General features: G+C 56.9%; 16 protein-coding genes and 2 pseudogenes. 12 read left to right on the forward strand and 6 right to left on the reverse strand.

Going from position 1 to position 17340, the window contains the following annotated elements:
- Window positions 1–3 precede the first annotated feature (3 nt).
- From cyoB to QRN50_RS16110, 7 genes are all read left to right on the forward strand, one after another.
- The gene (gene cyoB, locus QRN50_RS16080) at window positions 4–2016 is read left to right on the forward strand and encodes a cytochrome o ubiquinol oxidase subunit I (RefSeq protein WP_011266851.1); all 2013 of its coding nucleotides are present in this window, start codon (window positions 4–6) and stop codon (window positions 2014–2016) included.
- 3 nt (window positions 2017–2019) lie between these two features.
- Window positions 2020–2652: a cytochrome o ubiquinol oxidase subunit III gene (locus QRN50_RS16085; RefSeq protein ID WP_011266852.1), complete on the forward strand. Its 633-nt coding sequence runs from the start codon at window positions 2020–2022 to the stop codon at window positions 2650–2652.
- Window positions 2652–2984: a cytochrome o ubiquinol oxidase subunit IV gene (gene cyoD / locus QRN50_RS16090; protein WP_003409003.1), complete on the forward strand. Its 333-nt coding sequence runs from the start codon at window positions 2652–2654 to the stop codon at window positions 2982–2984. Before QRN50_RS16085 ends, cyoD begins: the two co-directional genes overlap by 1 nt.
- A 10-nt stretch (window positions 2985–2994) precedes the next feature.
- Entirely contained in the window at window positions 2995–3882 is an 888-nt protein-coding gene (cyoE, locus tag QRN50_RS16095) for a heme o synthase (protein ID WP_003314082.1), read from the forward strand.
- 255 nt (window positions 3883–4137) lie between these two features.
- Entirely contained in the window at window positions 4138–5022 is an 885-nt protein-coding gene (locus QRN50_RS16100; RefSeq protein ID WP_024642501.1) for a glycosyltransferase family 2 protein, read from the forward strand.
- Window positions 5023–5060: 38 nt separating this feature from the next.
- Window positions 5061–5702: a CatB-related O-acetyltransferase gene (locus tag QRN50_RS16105; RefSeq protein WP_004406614.1), complete on the forward strand. Its 642-nt coding sequence runs from the start codon at window positions 5061–5063 to the stop codon at window positions 5700–5702.
- A 151-nt stretch (window positions 5703–5853) separates the two neighbouring features.
- Window positions 5854–6873, forward strand: a complete 1020-nt coding sequence (locus QRN50_RS16110) for a branched-chain amino acid aminotransferase (RefSeq protein ID WP_003314085.1) — start codon at window positions 5854–5856, stop codon at window positions 6871–6873.
- Between the two features lie 56 nt (window positions 6874–6929).
- Here the strand turns inward: QRN50_RS16110 and QRN50_RS16115 are convergent, their stop codons facing one another.
- The 4 genes and pseudogenes from QRN50_RS16115 to QRN50_RS16125 all read right to left on the reverse strand — a co-directional run bounded on the left by QRN50_RS16115 (window position 6930) and on the right by QRN50_RS16125 (window position 10644).
- Window positions 6930–7922, reverse strand: a complete 993-nt coding sequence (locus QRN50_RS16115; RefSeq protein WP_011266855.1) for a hypothetical protein — start codon at window positions 7920–7922, stop codon at window positions 6930–6932.
- Window positions 7923–8089: 167 nt separating this feature from the next.
- Window positions 8090–8938: pseudogene (locus QRN50_RS25930) on the reverse strand (methyl-accepting chemotaxis protein); the annotation flags it as partial.
- Window positions 8939–9208: 270 nt separating this feature from the next.
- Window positions 9209–9745, reverse strand: a pseudogene (locus tag QRN50_RS25935) (MCP four helix bundle domain-containing protein); the annotation flags it as partial.
- Between the two features lie 107 nt (window positions 9746–9852).
- Window positions 9853–10644: a transporter substrate-binding domain-containing protein gene (locus QRN50_RS16125; protein WP_011266856.1), complete on the reverse strand. Its 792-nt coding sequence runs from the start codon at window positions 10642–10644 to the stop codon at window positions 9853–9855.
- Between the two features lie 145 nt (window positions 10645–10789).
- Here QRN50_RS16125 and QRN50_RS16130 point away from each other — a divergent pair, with 145 nt between their 5' ends.
- The 3 genes from QRN50_RS16130 (at window position 10790) to sodC (ending at window position 12934) form a co-directional block, all read left to right on the forward strand.
- Window positions 10790–11098, forward strand: a complete 309-nt coding sequence (locus QRN50_RS16130) for an ArsR/SmtB family transcription factor (RefSeq protein WP_004406609.1) — start codon at window positions 10790–10792, stop codon at window positions 11096–11098.
- Window positions 11099–11161: 63 nt separating this feature from the next.
- Window positions 11162–12172, forward strand: a complete 1011-nt coding sequence (locus tag QRN50_RS16135; protein ID WP_003365244.1) for a zinc-dependent alcohol dehydrogenase family protein — start codon at window positions 11162–11164, stop codon at window positions 12170–12172.
- Between the two features lie 243 nt (window positions 12173–12415).
- Window positions 12416–12934: a superoxide dismutase family protein gene (gene sodC / locus QRN50_RS16140; RefSeq protein ID WP_096127294.1), complete on the forward strand. Its 519-nt coding sequence runs from the start codon at window positions 12416–12418 to the stop codon at window positions 12932–12934.
- A gap of 113 nt (window positions 12935–13047) precedes the next feature.
- Here the strand turns inward: sodC and QRN50_RS16145 are convergent, their stop codons facing one another.
- Entirely contained in the window at window positions 13048–13257 is a 210-nt protein-coding gene (locus QRN50_RS16145; protein ID WP_011266858.1) for a hypervirulence associated TUDOR domain-containing protein, read from the reverse strand.
- 152 nt (window positions 13258–13409) lie between these two features.
- On the opposite strand from QRN50_RS16145, the gene QRN50_RS16150 reads away from it, so the two are divergent.
- Together QRN50_RS16150 and QRN50_RS16155 are read left to right on the forward strand one after the other, a co-directional pair.
- On the forward strand, window positions 13410–13847 hold the full coding sequence (locus QRN50_RS16150; RefSeq protein ID WP_032656324.1) for a GNAT family N-acetyltransferase: 438 nt from the start codon (window positions 13410–13412) through the stop codon (window positions 13845–13847).
- Between the two features lie 133 nt (window positions 13848–13980).
- Complete coding sequence (locus QRN50_RS16155) at window positions 13981–15720, forward strand: dipeptidase (RefSeq protein ID WP_024639190.1); 1740 nt, start codon at window positions 13981–13983, stop codon at window positions 15718–15720.
- Between the two features lie 86 nt (window positions 15721–15806).
- Here the strand turns inward: QRN50_RS16155 and QRN50_RS16160 are convergent, their stop codons facing one another.
- Window positions 15807–17063: a sensor domain-containing diguanylate cyclase gene (locus QRN50_RS16160; RefSeq protein ID WP_004406604.1), complete on the reverse strand. Its 1257-nt coding sequence runs from the start codon at window positions 17061–17063 to the stop codon at window positions 15807–15809.
- Window positions 17064–17340: the final 277 nt, after the last annotated feature.

Consider the following 17340-nt stretch of genomic DNA (forward strand, 5'->3'; position numbering starts at 1 on the left):
ACGATGTTTGGCAAATTAAGTCTGGAAGCGGTGCCGTTCCACGAGCCCATAGTCATGGTGACACTTGCCATGATCGCGCTCGGCGGCATTGCGGTTGTCGGGTTGATCACCTATTTCCGCAAGTGGACGTACTTGTGGTCTGAGTGGCTGACCTCTGTCGACCACAAGAAAATCGGCGTGATGTACATCGTCGTTGCCATGGTCATGCTGCTGCGCGGTTTTGCCGACGCAATCATGATGCGTACCCAACTGGCGATGGCCCAGAACGGTTCCGAAGGGTTCCTTCCGCCTGAACACTATGACCAGATCTTCACCGCTCACGGTGTGATCATGATCATCTTCATGGCGATGCCGTTCTTCACGGGTCTGATGAACATCGTTCTGCCTCTGCAGATCGGCGCTCGCGACGTGGCGTTCCCGTTCCTGAACTCCCTGAGCTTCTGGCTGCTGGTCGCAGGTATGCTGCTGATCAACATCTCCCTGGGTGTCGGTGAGTTCGCCAAGACCGGCTGGGTCGCGTATCCGCCTCTTTCCGGGTTGCAATACAGTCCTGGCGTAGGGGTTGACTACTACATCTGGGCGCTACAGTTATCCGGCTTGGGTACGACGCTGACGGGGGTCAACTTCCTCGTGACCGTGCTGAAGATGCGTACCCCTGGCATGAAACTGATGGACATGCCGATCTTCACCTGGACCTGCACCTGGGCAAACATCCTGATCGTGGCTTCGTTCCCGATCCTGACCGCTACCCTGGCGTTCCTGACCCTTGACCGCTACCTGGACTTCCACATTTTCACGAACGAAATGGGCGGTAACCCCATGATGTACGTGAACCTGTTCTGGGCGTGGGGTCACCCTGAGGTGTACATCCTGATCCTGCCGGCCTTCGGCGTGTTCTCGGAAGTCATCTCGACGTTCTCCGGCAAGCGTCTGTTCGGCCACAAGTCGATGATCTTCGCCTCCGGTGCGATCTGTATCCTGGGCTTCATGGTCTGGCTGCACCACTTCTTCACCATGGGGGCGGGTGCCAACGTCAACGCCTTCTTCGGTCTGGCGACGATGCTGATTGCGATCCCGACGGGTGTGAAGCTGTTCAACTGGCTGTTCACCATGTATCAGGGCCGTCTGCGCTTCACTGCACCGGTACTCTGGACCCTGGGCTTCATGGTCACCTTCTCGATCGGCGGCATGACCGGCGTTCTGTTGGCGATCCCGGGTGCTGACTTCGTGCTGCACAACAGCCTGTTCGTAATCGCTCACTTCCACAACGTCATCATCGGCGGTGCGGTATTCGGTTACATCGCCGGCTTCGCGTTCTGGTTCCCTAAAGCGTTCGGTTTCACCCTGAACGAGAAGTGGGGCAAGGCAGCGTTCTGGTTCTGGATCGTCGGCTTCTTCGTCGCATTCATGCCGCTGTACGCGCTGGGCTTCCTGGGCATGACCCGTCGTCTGAACGCTACCGACATGCCAGAGTGGAACATCTACCTGGACGTCGCGCTGTTCGGCGCCGTGCTGATTGCCATGGGTATCGCTTCGCAGCTGATCCAGCTGTTCGTGAGTATCCGTGACCGCGACAACAACCGCGATCTGACCGGTGACCCATGGAATGGCCATACCCTGGAATGGTCCACTTCTTCGCCTCCACCGTTCTACAACTTTGCCGAGCTGCCAAAAGCTGACGACATCGATCCGTTCACCGATGCGAAACGTGCCGGTACCGCTTACAAGGTTCCTGCCCGCTACTCGGCGATCCACATGCCTAACAACACGGCTACCGGCCTGTACATGGGTATGTTGCTGACGGTCTTCGGCTTCGCATTCATCTGGCACATCTGGTGGCTGGTAGGCGCAAGCCTGGTCGCGACCATTGCAGTCTTCGTTGCTCACGCTGTCCGTGACGACCAGGGCTACATGGTGCCTGCTGAAGATGTAGCGCGTATTGAAGGTGAGCATCACAAGGTCCTGGCGGCCAACGGTGCATACACTCCTGTCAAGTCCTCGCTGGAACAGGTTTAAACAATGTCAAATATTGCAATCAACTCCGGAGCCCACGATCACGGTCACGACCATGATCATGGGCATGACGATCACCACGACAGCGGTGGCATGACGGTCTACGGCTTCTGGCTGTACCTGATGACCGACTGCGTGTTGTTCGCCTCGTTCTTCGCGGTGTACGCCGTGATGGTCAACAGTGTCGCGGGCGGCCCGTCGGGCCAGGACATCTTCCTGCTGCCATTCGTGGCAGTGGAAACCGCGTTCCTGTTGGTCAGTAGTATCACTTACGGCTTTGCCATGCTGGCACTGTACAAGGGCAATAAGAGCCAGGTACTGGGCTGGCTGGCACTGACCTTCCTGTGCGGTGCTGCCTTTATCGGCATGGAAATCTATGAGTTCCATCACCTGATCGAAGAGGGCTACGGTCCGAGCCGCAGCGGCTTCCTGTCAGCGTTCTTCGCGCTGGTAGGTCTGCACGGCGCCCACGTGACCAGTGGTCTGATCTGGATGGCGATCATGATGTTCCAGGTCCAGAAGAAGGGCCTGACCAACACCAACAAGACGCGCCTGAGCTGCCTGAGCCTGTTCTGGCACTTCCTGGACGTTGTCTGGATCGGCGTGTTCACCGTTGTCTATCTGATGGGAGCTTTGTAATGTCAAATTCGCATCACTCCGCTGAAGACAATAGTCACGGCTCAGTGAAGTCGTACGTCATCGGTTTCGTACTGTCGATCATCCTGACCGCCATTCCGTTTGCCCTGGTGATGTCACCTTCACTGCCGAAGGACATGACGATCGCAATCGTTCTGGTCTTCGCGATCATCCAGATTCTGGTGCACCTGCATTACTTCCTGCATCTGGACTTCACGAGCGTGCAACGTAACAACGTGATGGCCTTCGCCTTTACCACGATGGTTATCGTCCTGCTGGTCGGCTTGTCGCTGTGGATCATTTTCAGCGTCCACCGCGAAATGATGGCGCATTGAGGAATACCAGATGTCACTGAAGCACTTTATCCAAATCACCAAGCCGGGGATCATTTTCGGTAACGTGCTTTCGGTGGCAGGTGGCTTTTTTCTGGCTTCCAAGGGAAATATCGATTTCGGCGTGTTCCTCGCTGCAGTCATCGGTACTTCCCTGGTCGTTGCGTCCGGTTGTGTGTTCAATAACTGCATCGATCGCGATATCGATCAGCGAATGGAGAGAACCCGTAACCGGGTTCTGGTGCAGGGCCTGGTTTCACTGAAACTGGCGCTGCTCTACGCAACCCTGCTCGGTATTGCAGGCGTTGGCCTGCTGTACACCGAGGCCAATCCCTTGGCCGCACTGTTTGCAGTGATCGGGTTCGTGATCTACGTCGGCCTTTACAGCCTGTACCTGAAACGCAGATCCGTTCACGGCACGCTGGTGGGCAGTCTCTCGGGGGCCATGCCGCCGGTGATTGGCTACTGCGCAGTGAGCAACAGCTTCGACTTTGCGGCCCTGACGCTACTGGTGATGTTCAGCCTGTGGCAGATGCCGCATTCGTATGCGATCGCCATCTTCCGCTTCAACGATTACCGTGCTGCGAAGATCCCGGTTCTGCCTGTCAAGCGCGGCATTCTGGTCACCAAGCGCCACATCATGCTCTACATCCTGGCGTTCCTCGTGGCGACCCTGATGTTGACCGTCGGTGGCTATGCGGGCCTCAACTACCTGGCTGTCGCAGCGGGTATGGGCATGTACTGGCTGTACATGGCCTGGAAGGGCTACAAGGCCGTTGACGATACTGTCTGGGCTCGCAAGCTGTTCGTGTTTTCGATCTTCACCATTACTGCCTTGAGCGTGATGATGTCGGTCGACTTTCAGGTGACAAAAGAATTGCTGGTGACTTACGCCTTCTGATTCCACTTGATACGCGACCTGATAAACCCCGTTCTGCGAAGAACGGGGTTTTTTTTGAGTGTCGATCTACACTGGTTGAAGGAAATGGCATGCCGATAGTTTTTTGGCGGCTGTAAACGCCTGTTTGCAGGGCGTTTTTGACCTTTCATGGAAAAACAGGAGCGCTTGCCCCATGATGTGCCGTTTTCAAGCGACCCGTTACAGATATCCGGTTTCCGAGCCCGTCAGGGCTGATCATGATTATGGCTGCTATCCATGATGTCTTCAGAAAGTCAAAACCTCTCGCCCAGCCCTTTGGTTTCCATCGTAGCCCCTTGCTACAACGCCGAGCGATTTCTTGAGGTCGCGATTCAGAGCATCTTTGCTCAGGACTACAAGAATTTCGAGGTCATCGTCGTCGACGATGGTTCTACCGACAACAGCATCGCCATGCTCGAGTCCCTGCAGCAACGCTATCCGTTCCAGCTCTACCGCCAGGCCAATCAGGGCGTCAGTGCTGCCCTCAACCATGGTCTGCGTTACGCCAAAGGCGTTTACCTTTCCACGCCGGACCTGGATGACATCATGCTTCCCTCTTCGGTGCGTATCCGTGCCGAGTACCTCGATGAGCATCCCGCAGTAGGCTGTGTCGGCGCGTTGGTCAGCTACATGGATGGTGACGGCAAGGAAATAAAACGTCAGTCGCGCGATTACATCGAGCGGCTGACGTTCGACGACATATTGCGCGACGCGGTGGTCGTCGGTGCGCCGGTTGCTCTGTACCGCATGAAGGCCATCAAGGATGCAAACGGTTATGACCCGCAGATAAAGGTTCAGGATTTTCAGGCGACACTGAAAATCGCTCATCTGGGCTATGAAATTCATGTGCTCCCCGAGATCGTCACGCGCTATCGACGTCACCCGAACAACCTTTCACGCAAGTACAAGGTGTTGCTTGAGGCTGACCTGAAAAGCATCGAGCCTTATCGGGATCATCGCGAATACCAGAGCGGTCGAACTCAGGCCATCAACAAAGCCTTGAAATACGCCGCGGTTGCGGACAAGCGATATGCCTGGAGTCTGTTGTTTTCCATCCCATGGAGGCAGATCAACAGAACGACCTTGCGGCGCTGCAAGCGTTTGCTGTTGAGCTATCGATAAGTGCGGCCTGGCTGTCCAAAAAAAATGTGATTGAAGATATGAAATTCATCGAGCTGTTGAAAAATAGAAAAATACGCAAACAGTTGCGCAAGATGGACAAACTGGACAGGCACGCCGAAAAAATCAGATTGAAATACCCGCGTGCGGTAGTCGGCGTCGGGACTTATGGCATTCCGGATATTGTCGACTTCGGTGACGACTCAGTGTTCAGGGTTGGGGCTTACACCTCCATTGCCGAGGGCGTGAAAATTCTACTGGGCGGTGAGCATCGCACGGACTGGATTACGACGTACCCATTCCCGGCGATGGTCGGGCAAGTCGCAGATATTCAGGATTACGCGCCAAGCAAGGGCGATGTAGTGATCGGCAGCGACTGCTGGATTTGCGCCAATGCAACCATTGTGTCGGGTGTCACCATCGGCCATGGCGCCATTGTCGCGGCAGGTGCGATGGTCGTTCGGGACGTGGCTCCTTATTCGGTGGTGGGCGGCAACCCCTGCAAATTCATCCGTTGGCGATTCGACGAGGACATTCGCCAGTTGCTGCTCCAGGCAGCCTGGTGGGACTGGCCTGTCGAAGAGGTCAAGTCCGTCGCACGAACATTGTGCAGTTCGGATATGGACACATTTATCGACTATATCCGCCAGCGCCAGGCATCGCCGCCGCTACCGGTCGGGTGACCGCTGGACTCATGAGGCGTCTGCCCGCATGTCTGCTTCAGAAATGCCATGTCGGTTTGCATTTATTTCGAGCCTCATGGCCTGAATGATCTGGCAGAATAAGGCATTGGCCTGACTCGACCAGGCAGTCGCTAAAATGATAGAGGGCGTTATGAGTCAAGAAAGCATCAACTGGGACACTCTGGGTTTTGACTACATCAAGACCGACAAGCGCTACCTTTCTCATTGGCGCGACGGTGCCTGGGATCAGGGCTCACTGACCGAGGACAACACGCTGCATATCAGCGAAGGGTCGACCGCGCTGCATTATGGCCAGCAGTGCTTCGAGGGCCTCAAGGCCTACCGCTGCAAGGATGGCTCGATCAATCTGTTCCGTCCCGATCAGAACGCCCAGCGCATGCAGCGCAGCTGCTCCCGTCTGTTGATGCCCCACGTCCCGACCGATGTCTTCATTGAAGCCTGCAAGCAGGTGGTCAAGGCCAACGAACGCTTCATCCCGCCTTACGGTTCCGGCGGCGCGCTGTACCTGCGCCCGTTCGTCATCGGTGTGGGTGACAACATCGGCGTGCGCACGGCGCCGGAGTTCATCTTCTCGATTTTCTGCATTCCGGTGGGCGCTTATTTCAAAGGTGGCCTGAAGCCGAACAATTTCGTCATCTCCGGCTACGACCGCGCTGCGCCCAACGGTACAGGTGCAGCCAAGGTCGGCGGTAACTACGCCGCCAGCCTGATGCCCGGTTCCGAAGCCAAGAAGCACAGCTTTGCAGATTGCATCTATCTCGATCCGCAGACCCACTCCAAGATCGAGGAAGTGGGCTCGGCCAACTTCTTTGCCATCACCAAGGATGATGTGTTCCTGACGCCCAAGTCGCCATCGGTGCTGCCGGGTATCACCCGCCTGTCGTTGATCGAACTGGCGAAATCCCGTCTGGGCCTGACGGTCGAAGAGGGTGATGTGTTCATCGACCAGCTCGGCGAGTTCAAGGAAGCCGGCGCATGCGGTACGGCTGCGGTCATTACTCCGATCGGCGGGATTTCCTACAAGGACAACCTGCACGTGTTCTACAGCCAGACCGAAGTCGGTCCTGTGACTCAGCGTCTGTACAAGGAGCTGACCGGCGTTCAGTCCGGTGACATCGAGGCGCCAGCTGGCTGGATCGTCAAGGTGTGATGAGCTGACCCGGATCGTTCCAGCGTCGAACGCTGGAACGATCATTGACCACAGGTTCAGGCTTCAGGTGTTTTTTCTTCCTCAAGCGGCTCTTTCGCCGGCCCCAGCACAATCGCCAGATGCCGCAAGTCGTCGACCTCCAGGCTATAGCTCTTGCCTGAAGGGCTCAGGGTGACGGTTCCCAGCGCATACACCGTGAAGAACTTCACGTCCTCCGCATGGCTCAGCAGCTCACTGATGTAGCGGCTGGAGCGATAGGCCTGCATCTGCGCAGGCGACACGTAGAGCGTCACCAGTTTGCCGTCGAGACGGTCGAAGAACCTGAACTTGAAACCCAGCCCGTATCGCTGTTCGATCAGACCGCCGCCGAACAGCACCCGTCCGTTATCGCCTGATTGTGCGTATTTGATATGGCGAAAATACGAGCGCAGCGACACTTCGCCCTGGCCCGGAATTTTCAGTTTCAGCAGCTTGAAGTCTTCCAGTGACAGCTCAGCCTTGGCCTGCCGATAACTGTCCACCAACCGTTCCAGGTTATTGGTGCGGGTCTCGCTGTAACGGGGCACCTTCGGCGTAGCAGGCTCTATTGGCGGATTGGCAGCGGGTGGACGTTGCACCGGTGCGCCAGCCTTTTCCAGGCCGGACTTCTCCTTGGCCGGCTCCTTGATCGTCGGGTCGAAAACGTCGATGTAATCATCCAGTTTGCGCTTGGCCTTGCGCAGACGCGTCTGGACATCGGTTTCTTCAATCGGGTCTGCGGCCTTGTCGTCTTCGTCCTCGTCCACCCATTCACAGCCCGGCGAGTGGTCGTAATGCGGATTGGCACGGAAGTGCGCGGCGACAAAGGTCGGGTTGTCCTGAGGCTTCACGTCGTAGCGCACGCCCGTCACTTTGGCACCCAGCGCCCGGCAGGCTTCGTTCGAGCAGAGAAACTCGAAGCGCGTACGTGGTGGCTCCTGGGAAAAGTATTCGCGTCGGGCAGCGGCAATCGACAGCTCTTGCTGCAGTTCAACGCAGAATGCGCGGGTGATGGGCTTGCTGGGCTTCATGCGGATCGTCCTTGTACATTCAGGACAACACGCTATTTCAGGCGTAAAGCGCTTGCAACAAAATATGTGAAATGGCGTGAAAAACGGCGGGCAGGGCTGGATAAATCAAATACCCGGCTGCACCCTTTGCGCTATGACGCAAGGGGTGCAAAGGGTGCAAAATTGAATCAGGACAGGCGGAAGCGTCCCACGATGTTGTTCAGGTCCAGCGCCAGCGTTGACAGCTCTCGACTTGCACTGGCGGTCTGTTGCGCGCCAGACGAAGATTGCGCCGAAAGGTCACGGATGTTCATGAGGTTGCGATCCACTTCCCGGGCGACATGGGCCTGCTGCTGGGCCGCACTGGCGATCACCAGATTGAGATCATTGATCTCGCTCACGGCAGCGCTGATGACGGTCAGAGACTCGTTCGCGCCCTCTGCAATGCCAAGCGTTTCGCTGGCCAGCTCGGTGTTGCCGCGCATGGAGCCTACTGCGCGTTCGGTGCCGTTCTGAATATTGGTCACCAGACGTTCGATTTCGCTGGTGGATTGCTGAGTGCGGTGAGCCAGAGCACGCACTTCATCCGCCACCACGGCAAACCCGCGTCCAGCCTCGCCCGCGCGAGCCGCTTCGATCGCCGCATTGAGCGCCAGCAGATTGGTCTGTTCCGCAAGGCCCCGAATAACATCCAGCACCTTGCCGATGTCGCGGGACTGACCTGCCAGCTCGCCAATCAGGGTCGCGGTTTTCTGCACATCCGTGCTCATGGTGTTGATTGAGGTCACGGTCTTTTTGACCAGCCCCAGACCGTCTTGCGCGGCGCTGGTCGCATTACTGGACGAGCGCGCCGTATGCTCGGCATTGCGCGCGACTTCTTCCACTGCGCTGGTCATTTCATTGACTGCGGTGGCGGCCTGGTCGATTTCGTTGTTCTGACGCTGGATGCCTTGCACACCGTCTTCGGTGATTGCAGTCATCTCTTCGGCAGCGGCGGCCAATTGAGTTGCAGAACTGGAGATCTGCTGCAGGGTGTCGCGCAATTGAGTCTGCATCGCAACGACCGCAGCAGCAACGCTGGAAGTGTCATTGGCGCTGATGTTGATCGTGCTGCTCAAATCGCCTCGGGCGATGGTGCGTGTGATCGTCGCGACGGTGCTCGGTTCGCCCCCAATGGCTGACAGGATGCTGCGTATGGTCATGAGGGTCACGATCACGCCCAGTATCGCGATTGTCAGCGTGGCGGCGATGGACAGATTATTGGCTTGAGTGGCGCTTGATTCCTGCGCATCGAAACGCTCGCCCGCATGTTGCTTGCCTTGTTCGCGCAGCGTTTGCAGGGTCTTGAACACCTGCTCGGCAAAGGGTTTGACTTCGGTGCGGTTAATGTTGGTGGCGGCGGCGATATCACCGGTCTGGATCACGCTGGTCTGGTGCCGCATGCCGTCCCGCAACTTGACATAGCCACGCTGCAATTGTTGGGTCAAGGTCACATCAAGGGTTTCTGCGGTGTTCTTGCTCAACTGGACGGTCAGCTCATCCAGCTTGCTGAAGGCCGCTTCGTTTTCATTCTTCCAGCCTGCCGTCTGCTCCGGGTTGCCGATGGCGATCATGCGTAAAATATTGATATCCACCCGCGTAAGCGCACCATCGATATTGTTGACCGCTTCCGTAGCCAGAAAATCTCTGTTGTAGAGGGCGTCGACATTCGCGGTGGATGTCTTGAGCGTCTGGATCATGAAAACCGACAGCACGATAAATGCAGCGATGATGGCAAATGTAGACGCCATCAGCCTGTTTTTTACGGTCATGCCGCTGGTAGCCGTCGTTTGAATCTGGGACATGGGATTTCCCTGTGAACGCCTATTGATGGCCTCGTCAGTAATACCGAGGAACAAATAAGTATCGGCGTAGAAAATCCTGACTTTAGGTGATGGCTAAATAATACCTATCAAGGGGTGGCGGGTACTGCCAGCCACTCGCTCAGCGCCTGCTGATACTCGCCAGTGGCCTTGCTCAGGTGCAGCCACTGATCCACATAGGCTTTCCAGGCGACATCGTCGCGTGGCAACAAATAGGCTTTTTCGCCGTATTGCATGTAGCGGGTCGGGTTGACGGCACACAGGCCCGGCATGCGTTTCTGCTGGTAGAGCGCTTCGGAAGCATCGGTGATCATCACGTCAGCTTTCTTGTCCAGCAGCTCCTGAAAGATGGTCTTGTTGTCATGAAAGGCCAGCGACGCCTTTGGCAGATGAGCGCGAGCGAAGGCTTCATTGGTGCCACCGGCAGGTTCGATCAAACGCACAGAGGGCTGGTTGATCTGCTCGACAGTCTGATACAGGGCCTGATCGGCGCAGCGGACCAGCGGGATTTTGCCATCGACGTCCAGCGTGTTGCTGAAAAACGCTTTTTTCTGGCGTTCCAGGCTCACCGAGATGCCACCCATACCGATGTCGCATTTACCGGCCACCATGTCCGGCATCAGGTTTTTCCACGTCGTGGGCACCCACTGCACGTTCACCCCCAGGCTCTTGGCCAGTGAGCGGGCCATGGTGATATCAATGCCTTCGTATTCGCCGTCTTCGCGCAGCAGGGAGTAGGGCTTGTAGTCGCCAGTGGTGCACACAGCCAGCTGGCCAGCCTGCAGCACCTTGTCCAGATGCGAGGTGTAGTCCTGAGCCTGAGCCATGCCTGTGATGCCCAGCAACAAGGCGGTCAGGGCGCTGTATTTAAGATTCATCATGAGTCTGGATACTCGCAGCGGTGCAGTCGGTTTTATTGAAGTCGACAGATTGCTTCATTTGTCAGGCCGATGTGAAGCTGTAATCAAAACATGCCGTTGACGGGGCAGCGTAAATCAGGGGTTGAACATTTCGTAAAAAAGCGTAATGTTGTCCTCCATGATTCTTGAGCAAATCAAAGCGGTCGGCAATGACACTCGCATGTTGATCATGGAGTGGCTGAAAAACCCGCAAGCCCATTTCCCTCCCCAGGACCACGGTGATCCGGCGATAGGCGTGTGCGTGTCGCACATTCAGGCCAAGGCCAACCTGTCGGCTTCTACCGCGTCTGCGCATCTGGCCATCCTGCAACGTGCCGGGCTGGTTCAGGCCACGAGGATTGGCAAGTGGACCTATTTTCGCCGTGACGAGCAGGCCATCGACCGGTTTGCCGACAGGCTCAAGAAAGAACTCTAGGCTTTGAGCGTTATTTATACATTTCGTCATTTTGCGTAATGTTGAATTGATAGGAGATTGACCATGAGCAATACAACCATCTATGTGCAGGCTGGCGGCGGCTACGATCAGGTCAGCGTGGGCGAAAGCGAAGTGCTTGCACCGAAAGCCGGTGAGATCACTGTGCGTCTGCACGCCAACTCGCTCAACTATCACGACTTCGCGGTCGTCACCGGCATGTGGGCACCAACGGAAAAACGCATTCCCATGGCCGATGGTGCAGGCGTAGTCACCGCAGTAGGCGAGGGCGTCAGCGAGTTCGCGGTTGGCGACTCCGTGGTCAGCACGTTCTTCCCGGAATGGATCAGTGGCGAGCCGCTGGTTGAAGGTTTTGTCACGGTGCCGGGTGATGGCGTCGACGGTTATGCCCGTGAGCAGGTGACTGCCCGTGCCACCTCGTTCACCCTGGCGCCAAAGGGCTACAGCCATGCCGAAGCGTCCACGCTGACCACCGCTGGCCTGACCGCATGGCGTGCGCTGATGGTCGATGACGCGTTGAAAGCCGGCGATACCGTTCTGGTACAGGGCACTGGCGGTGTATCGATTTTCGCGCTGCAATTCGCCAAGATGGTCGGTGCGACCGTTATCGCGACGTCGTCGAGTGATGAAAAGCTGGAGCGTCTGCAAGCCATGGGCGCCGACCACCTGATCAACTACCGCAAGGACAGCAACTGGGGCGAGACTGCCCGCAAGCTGACCGGCGGCCGTGGTGTTGATCACATCATCGACGTGGGCGGTCCATCGACCCTGCAGCATTCCATGAATGCGGCACGGGTCGCTGGGCACATCTCGGTCATCGGCATTCTGAGCGGTGTTGCCGGTCAACTGGAGTTCGTCCCGGCGCTGGTCAAACAGCTGCGCATGCAGGGCGTGCTGGTCGGCAGTCGCACCCAGCAACAGGACATGATCCGTGCCATTGATGCCAACGGCATGCGTCCGGTCATGGACCGTTCCTTCCCGATGACCGACATCGTCGAAGCGTTCCGTTATCAGGAAACCAATCAGCATTTCGGCAAGATCTGCCTGGATATCTGATCCGCAACACTGTGCTGTTAACTGAGCACAGGTGAACAGCGCTGGCCTGCCGACCCTGGTGTCGGCGGGCCAGTCGTGAAGTCTTGCATTACTTTCCTTGGCGATCCCCGCTCATTTCCTTGCATCAAGTTCGCAGGTCTGTGGTCACATCCTCTGTGGCATGAAAGACGTTCGTGCTGTGCAGCGTCAGCGCTGCCTGGCGCCACGTTCACTTCGATTATCAGATCAGGGACGCATTGAATTATGAAACCTCACCTTTTGCTGGGTCTGCTTGGCGTTTTCTCTTTCGGTGTTCAGGCTGCATCGCTGGACGTTCCGATCAATCTGGTCAGCGCTGACGGCGCCCCCAAACCTGTCGGCAGCGTTACGGTAAGCGAAACCCAATACGGCTTGCTGTTCACTCCGAATCTGAAAGAGCTGCCTGCGGGCATCCACGGTTTTCATGTGCATGAAAACGGCAGTTGCGAAGCGGGTACCAAGGACGGCAAGAAGGTCGCAGCCCTCGCGGCTGGCGGGCACTTCGACCCGGCCAAGACCGGCAAGCATCTGGGGCCTTACGCCGATGGCCATTTAGGCGATCTGCCTGCGCTGTACGTGGCTGCTGACGGCACCGCGAGTTATCCGGTGCTTGCCCCACGCCTGAAGAAGCTCTCGGAAATCAAAGGCCATGCGCTGATCGTTCACGCCGGCGGCGACAACCATTCCGACCACCCCGCACCCCTGGGCGGTGGTGGTGATCGTGCTGCCTGCGGCGTGATCTGATGCAGCGTGCCTGCATCCGTTTAGGGTGCAGGCGCGCCAATGGTTAAAGCTTTCTTTATCGCCTGAGTAAGTCGGGCGCTGCGCCGTGCTCCGTTTGTCTCGGCGCTGAGCAATCACGCGCGCTTGAGTGCACCCCCATGATGCATCGCCGAATGACCGGTCTTGTCGCTCTTCACTTCGTACTGCGGATCGTCCTTTGAAGCGGGCCGATGTTTGCCCATGAACTCCACGTCCTGCACATGTACTTTGGTGACTTTGCCATGCACCTGGCCTGCCTCGGAGTTCCAGTGTACGGCGTCGCCAACTTTGAATGCGGTGGTCATTCAGATGTCCTCGAGTGGGGAGCGACTGATCTGCAGCGTTCGCTCGGTACTGTTCGGAGTGTTCGGCGCGGCAAGAATTCACTGCGGTTGATCATGTGGTTGGCCTTTATCTTGCTCATGTATCTGCAGTCCGTTATCAAGGAAGTGATGACATGAGGAAGTGGCTTACAGGCGCACAGATTACCAATGATCAAACCCGGGCTGTTATTGACGGCGTCCTGCAACACGGCCGCGCATTGTCCGAGGCGAAAGGGGGAGTGGCTGATCCGATTGCCTGCATGATCATGGAGAACGATCTATTGATTGGCGGCGTTACAGGCCGAACCGAGTTTCAACGGTTGTTTGTGAGTTACCTGTGGATCGATGCCGGGTCGCGCGGAAAAGGGCTCGGGGCGCAGACCCTGCACAGGCTTGAGGCATTGGCCATCGAGCGAGGCTGCACTGACGCTCTGATCGAAACGCTGGATGACGATATCGCCAGATGGTATGCGCGTTGCGGTTACGTGCCGATCGCATGCCTTCCACGCTACTGTGGCCCCTGGAGCCGGCACACGCTGTTGAAGTCGTTCGCTGGACAGGACGACATGTGAAAAAGTCAGGTGTGCACTGTTATCTCGTTTTAAAAGGGGATTCTCGCATCATTGCTCTTGGTGTAAGTTGAAAAGCTTGCTGATCAAACGATCAGAACATTCGCGCTTTGCTTGCCAAGGAATGCTTTCAATAATGAATCTGTCACTCAAAAAACTGGCTGCCTCCACCTTGATCCTGGCCAGTCTCTCGTCGTTCTCCAGTCTGGCAAACGCCACTGTCACTGCACAACAGAGCGCCGTCATCCTCAAGACGTTCAGTGATACGTCGGTAAAGGATTTCAGGCAGTTTCTGAACAGTCTGGCCAACGCTGATGTGGTTAAAACTGCCGATTTTGGCCCGGCCATCAGTGCCTTTCTCGATAACAAACCACTTTCCGCAGCGCAACAAAACGATATTCATCGCCTGCTCGGTCTGTATACCCGCATGAAGTACGGCAGCGCGGCGACTGAAACCCTGCGTGAGCTGGTGGCGATTCCCACGGTTCGTGTCGACGGCGTTGCCCAGCACGAAAACCCGGCGTTCATAAAGATTGCCGACAAGATCAAGAGCCTTGCCGAAGGCTTCGATCTGAAGTTTCGTAACGTCGATAACCGTGTGTATGAAGTGTCGCTCGACGGGGCCAGTGATGAAGTGGTGGGCATTCATGTGCATGCCGATGTTGTACCGGTCACGCTGGACAACTGGGTCTTGCCTGACGGCACTCGTCTGGACCCGTTCAAGGTGACGTTGATCGGTGATCGCATGTACGGGCGCGGTACCGAAGACGACAAGAACGGTATTGTGGTGGCGCTCTATGCCATGAAAGTCATCAAGGAAGAAAAACTGCCGCTGGCCAGAAACTTCAAGCTGCTGATCGATACCACGGAAGAAACCGCCGGCGACGCCATCCCTTACTATTTTGAGCGTAACCCGACGCCTGCCTACAACCTGGCGCTGGATGGCGGTTATCCCGTTGTGATCGCAGAAAAAGGTTACGGCACGGTCATGGCCAGCTTTGCCCGACGCCAGGCAGAAGGCGAGGGTGCCGAGATCGTTTCAATGACCGGGGGTATGGCCACCAATCAGATTCCATCGAAGTCGGTCGCCACTCTGCTGACCGACAAACCTGCCGAGCTTGCTGCCAGTCTGCAACAGGCCGGAGCCGAGTACGTGAAAAGCAATGGCGGTGACTTCGAGGTCGATGCCAGGGTCGACGGCAAGGACGTCAAACTGACCGTGACCGGCGTATCCGCACACTCATCGGCGCCCCAGTCCGGGGTCAATCCGGTCGCGAGGATGCTGGATTTCATCAACAGCCTGCAGGGCAAGGTGGCGCTCAAACATAACCAGATCACCGACGCTGCTCGCTATGCCGCCGACAACTGGGGGCTCGATTACCTGGGCAGCAAGTTGGGCGTCGGGTTCTCCGACGACTTCATGGGGCCTCTGACCGCATCACTGACGTACGTCGCAATGGATGAAAAGGCATTCAAGCTTGCGGTCAATCTGCGCGTGCCGAAGGGCAAGTCCCCACAGGTGCTCAAATCCGAAATCGCCGAAAAGCTGGCGGCCTGGAGTACGAAAACCGCGATCAAGCCAGCGTTCGACTATTCCATTGCCGAGCCGATGTACCGCAATCCCGAGGGTGAGTGGGTCAAGGCGCTGCTCGCTGTCGCCAGTGAAAATCTCGGTATGGAACACACCTTTGGCACGTCGGCTGGCGCGACGTCGGTCCATTCATTACCCAACGGTGTGCAGTTCGGTCTGGCGAGACCCGAAGTCAAATACACCGGTCATACGGATAACGAGTTCAAGACCACCGGGCAGTTCTTGCTGGATCTGCAGATCGTCACCGAGATGATGGGGCGTATCGGACAACTGCCAAAGCTCTGACACGATTTCCGGGCCTGTTGCAATGACAGGCCCGGGTTCAATGCGCAGGCAAACGAGGCGGGCAACGAGTAAAACCAAGTCTTGGTCTAAGCGCATTCCACCCGGTTGCGGCCCAAGCGCTTGGCCTGATAAAGCGCCTTGTCTGCACGCTGAATGAGGCTGGCGGCCGTTTCCCCGGCGCTGAGCTCTGCAACGCCCAGAGAAATGGTCACCGACCCGGTTTCCGGAATCACCAGGCTTTCAACGCTGTTGCGAATGCGTTCCGCGAGTTCGGCAGCCTGTTTCAACGAGCTGTCGGGCACCAGGATCAGAAACTCTTCTCCTCCCCATCGAGCGGCGACATCCAAGAGGCGGATACGCTGTTTGAGGATGGCCGCAACGCTGGTGATTACGCTGTCCCCTGCAGGATGGCCGTAACGGTCATTGACCGCCTTGAAATGATCGATATCGCAGATGATCAGGCTGAACGGCTTGCCCGACATGCTCACCGCAGGTATCTGCCGCTCAAGCGTATGCTCGGCCGAGCGACGATTATCCAGCCCGGTCAGCGGATCGCTGTGCGCAATCTCCAGCAACTTTTGTTCACGGCCCAGGCGTGTGGTCACATCCTGGCTGATGCTGACGTAATGGGTGATTGCGCCCTCCAGATTACACAGTGGAGAAATGCTGTGTTCCGCATAGAACAGCGAGCCATCCTTGCGCTTGTTGATGAAGGTCGTGCGAAGCGGGGCGCCACTCTTCAGCGCTTCCTTGAATTGCGCATAGAACGCCTCATCGTGTTTTCCAGAGCTCAGCATCCGCGGGTTTTCGCCGAGGATTTCGCTGCTGCTGTAGCCAGTGATCTGCTGAAAGGCCTCATTGGCAAACACGATGGTGGAATTGCAGTCGGTGATGATAATCGGATCAAGCGCAGCGTTCAGCGCCTGCGCCAGCAGGTGTTGCTCACGCTCGGCGCGGATGCGCGGGCTGATGTTCTGCTGCACAGAGACAAAGTTGCATACCGTACCGGCATCGTCGCGCACGGGAGAAATTTTCCACTCGACGATGTAAGGACTTCCGTCCGCGCGGTAATTGACCGTCGACCCTTCGAAAAAAAGACTTTCGCTCAGGCATTCGCGCATCCGCTCGATCACTTGGGGATCGGTGTCCGGGCCTTGCAGGATCCGTGGCGAGGCTCCGATCAATGCCTCGGCCGTGTAGCCGGTCATGGCGCAGAATGCCGGATTGACGTACACAATGAAGGGGCCGCCATTGGCCAGATTGGCGTCGGTGATCAATACGGCATTGAATGACTGTTCAACAACTGCTTCAAGCAAGGCAAGACGCTGGCTGGATGAGGTCATCTGATTTCCTGTCGAGTGATCCGTTAATTGATCGCGGCTCTGATCAGATAATGTGTGACGCAATGCCGGTTGGACGATGGATGCCGTGGGTTGGACCGCAGGCACTGAGCACTGGTTGCACAGGCACTATACCTCCATGAATAAACGGGTGCATAACGCCCCCATGCAGCGCCCAAGTATCTGACCGGTTTGGCAAATATTAACTGCGACGCGATGTCGCATTCCGGTATCGTTCGGTCAATTGAAACTAATTGTTTCTGATTCTTTCGAGGAGTGC

The sequence above is a fragment of the Pseudomonas sp. MEJ108 genome (genome assembly GCF_030208985.1).
GTDB classification, from domain to species: domain Bacteria; phylum Pseudomonadota; class Gammaproteobacteria; order Pseudomonadales; family Pseudomonadaceae; genus Aquipseudomonas; species Aquipseudomonas fragariae.

What these genes read in the sequence shown, in the direction of transcription:
- QRN50_RS16150 (WP_032656324.1), top strand. Translation starts at nt 13,410, where the DNA reads ATGAGGAAGTGGCTTACAGGCGCACAGATTACCAATGATCAAACCCGG.
- cyoB (WP_011266851.1), top strand. Translation starts at nt 4, where the DNA reads ATGTTTGGCAAATTAAGTCTGGAAGCGGTGCCGTTCCACGAGCCCATA.
- QRN50_RS16115 (WP_011266855.1), bottom strand. Translation starts at nt 7,922, where the DNA reads ATGAAGCCCAGCAAGCCCATCACCCGCGCATTCTGCGTTGAACTGCAG.
- QRN50_RS16130 (WP_004406609.1), top strand. Translation starts at nt 10,790, where the DNA reads ATGTTGTCCTCCATGATTCTTGAGCAAATCAAAGCGGTCGGCAATGAC.
- QRN50_RS16135 (WP_003365244.1), top strand. Translation starts at nt 11,162, where the DNA reads ATGAGCAATACAACCATCTATGTGCAGGCTGGCGGCGGCTACGATCAG.
- QRN50_RS16155 (WP_024639190.1), top strand. Translation starts at nt 13,981, where the DNA reads ATGAATCTGTCACTCAAAAAACTGGCTGCCTCCACCTTGATCCTGGCC.
- QRN50_RS16105 (WP_004406614.1), top strand. Translation starts at nt 5,061, where the DNA reads ATGAAATTCATCGAGCTGTTGAAAAATAGAAAAATACGCAAACAGTTG.
- QRN50_RS16145 (WP_011266858.1), bottom strand. Translation starts at nt 13,257, where the DNA reads ATGACCACCGCATTCAAAGTTGGCGACGCCGTACACTGGAACTCCGAG.
- QRN50_RS16100 (WP_024642501.1), top strand. Translation starts at nt 4,138, where the DNA reads ATGATGTCTTCAGAAAGTCAAAACCTCTCGCCCAGCCCTTTGGTTTCC.
- cyoD (WP_003409003.1), top strand. Translation starts at nt 2,652, where the DNA reads ATGTCAAATTCGCATCACTCCGCTGAAGACAATAGTCACGGCTCAGTG.
- cyoE (WP_003314082.1), top strand. Translation starts at nt 2,995, where the DNA reads ATGTCACTGAAGCACTTTATCCAAATCACCAAGCCGGGGATCATTTTC.
- QRN50_RS16125 (WP_011266856.1), bottom strand. Translation starts at nt 10,644, where the DNA reads ATGATGAATCTTAAATACAGCGCCCTGACCGCCTTGTTGCTGGGCATC.
- sodC (WP_096127294.1), top strand. Translation starts at nt 12,416, where the DNA reads ATGAAACCTCACCTTTTGCTGGGTCTGCTTGGCGTTTTCTCTTTCGGT.
- QRN50_RS16160 (WP_004406604.1), bottom strand. Translation starts at nt 17,063, where the DNA reads ATGACCTCATCCAGCCAGCGTCTTGCCTTGCTTGAAGCAGTTGTTGAA.
- QRN50_RS16085 (WP_011266852.1), top strand. Translation starts at nt 2,020, where the DNA reads ATGTCAAATATTGCAATCAACTCCGGAGCCCACGATCACGGTCACGAC.
- QRN50_RS16110 (WP_003314085.1), top strand. Translation starts at nt 5,854, where the DNA reads ATGAGTCAAGAAAGCATCAACTGGGACACTCTGGGTTTTGACTACATC.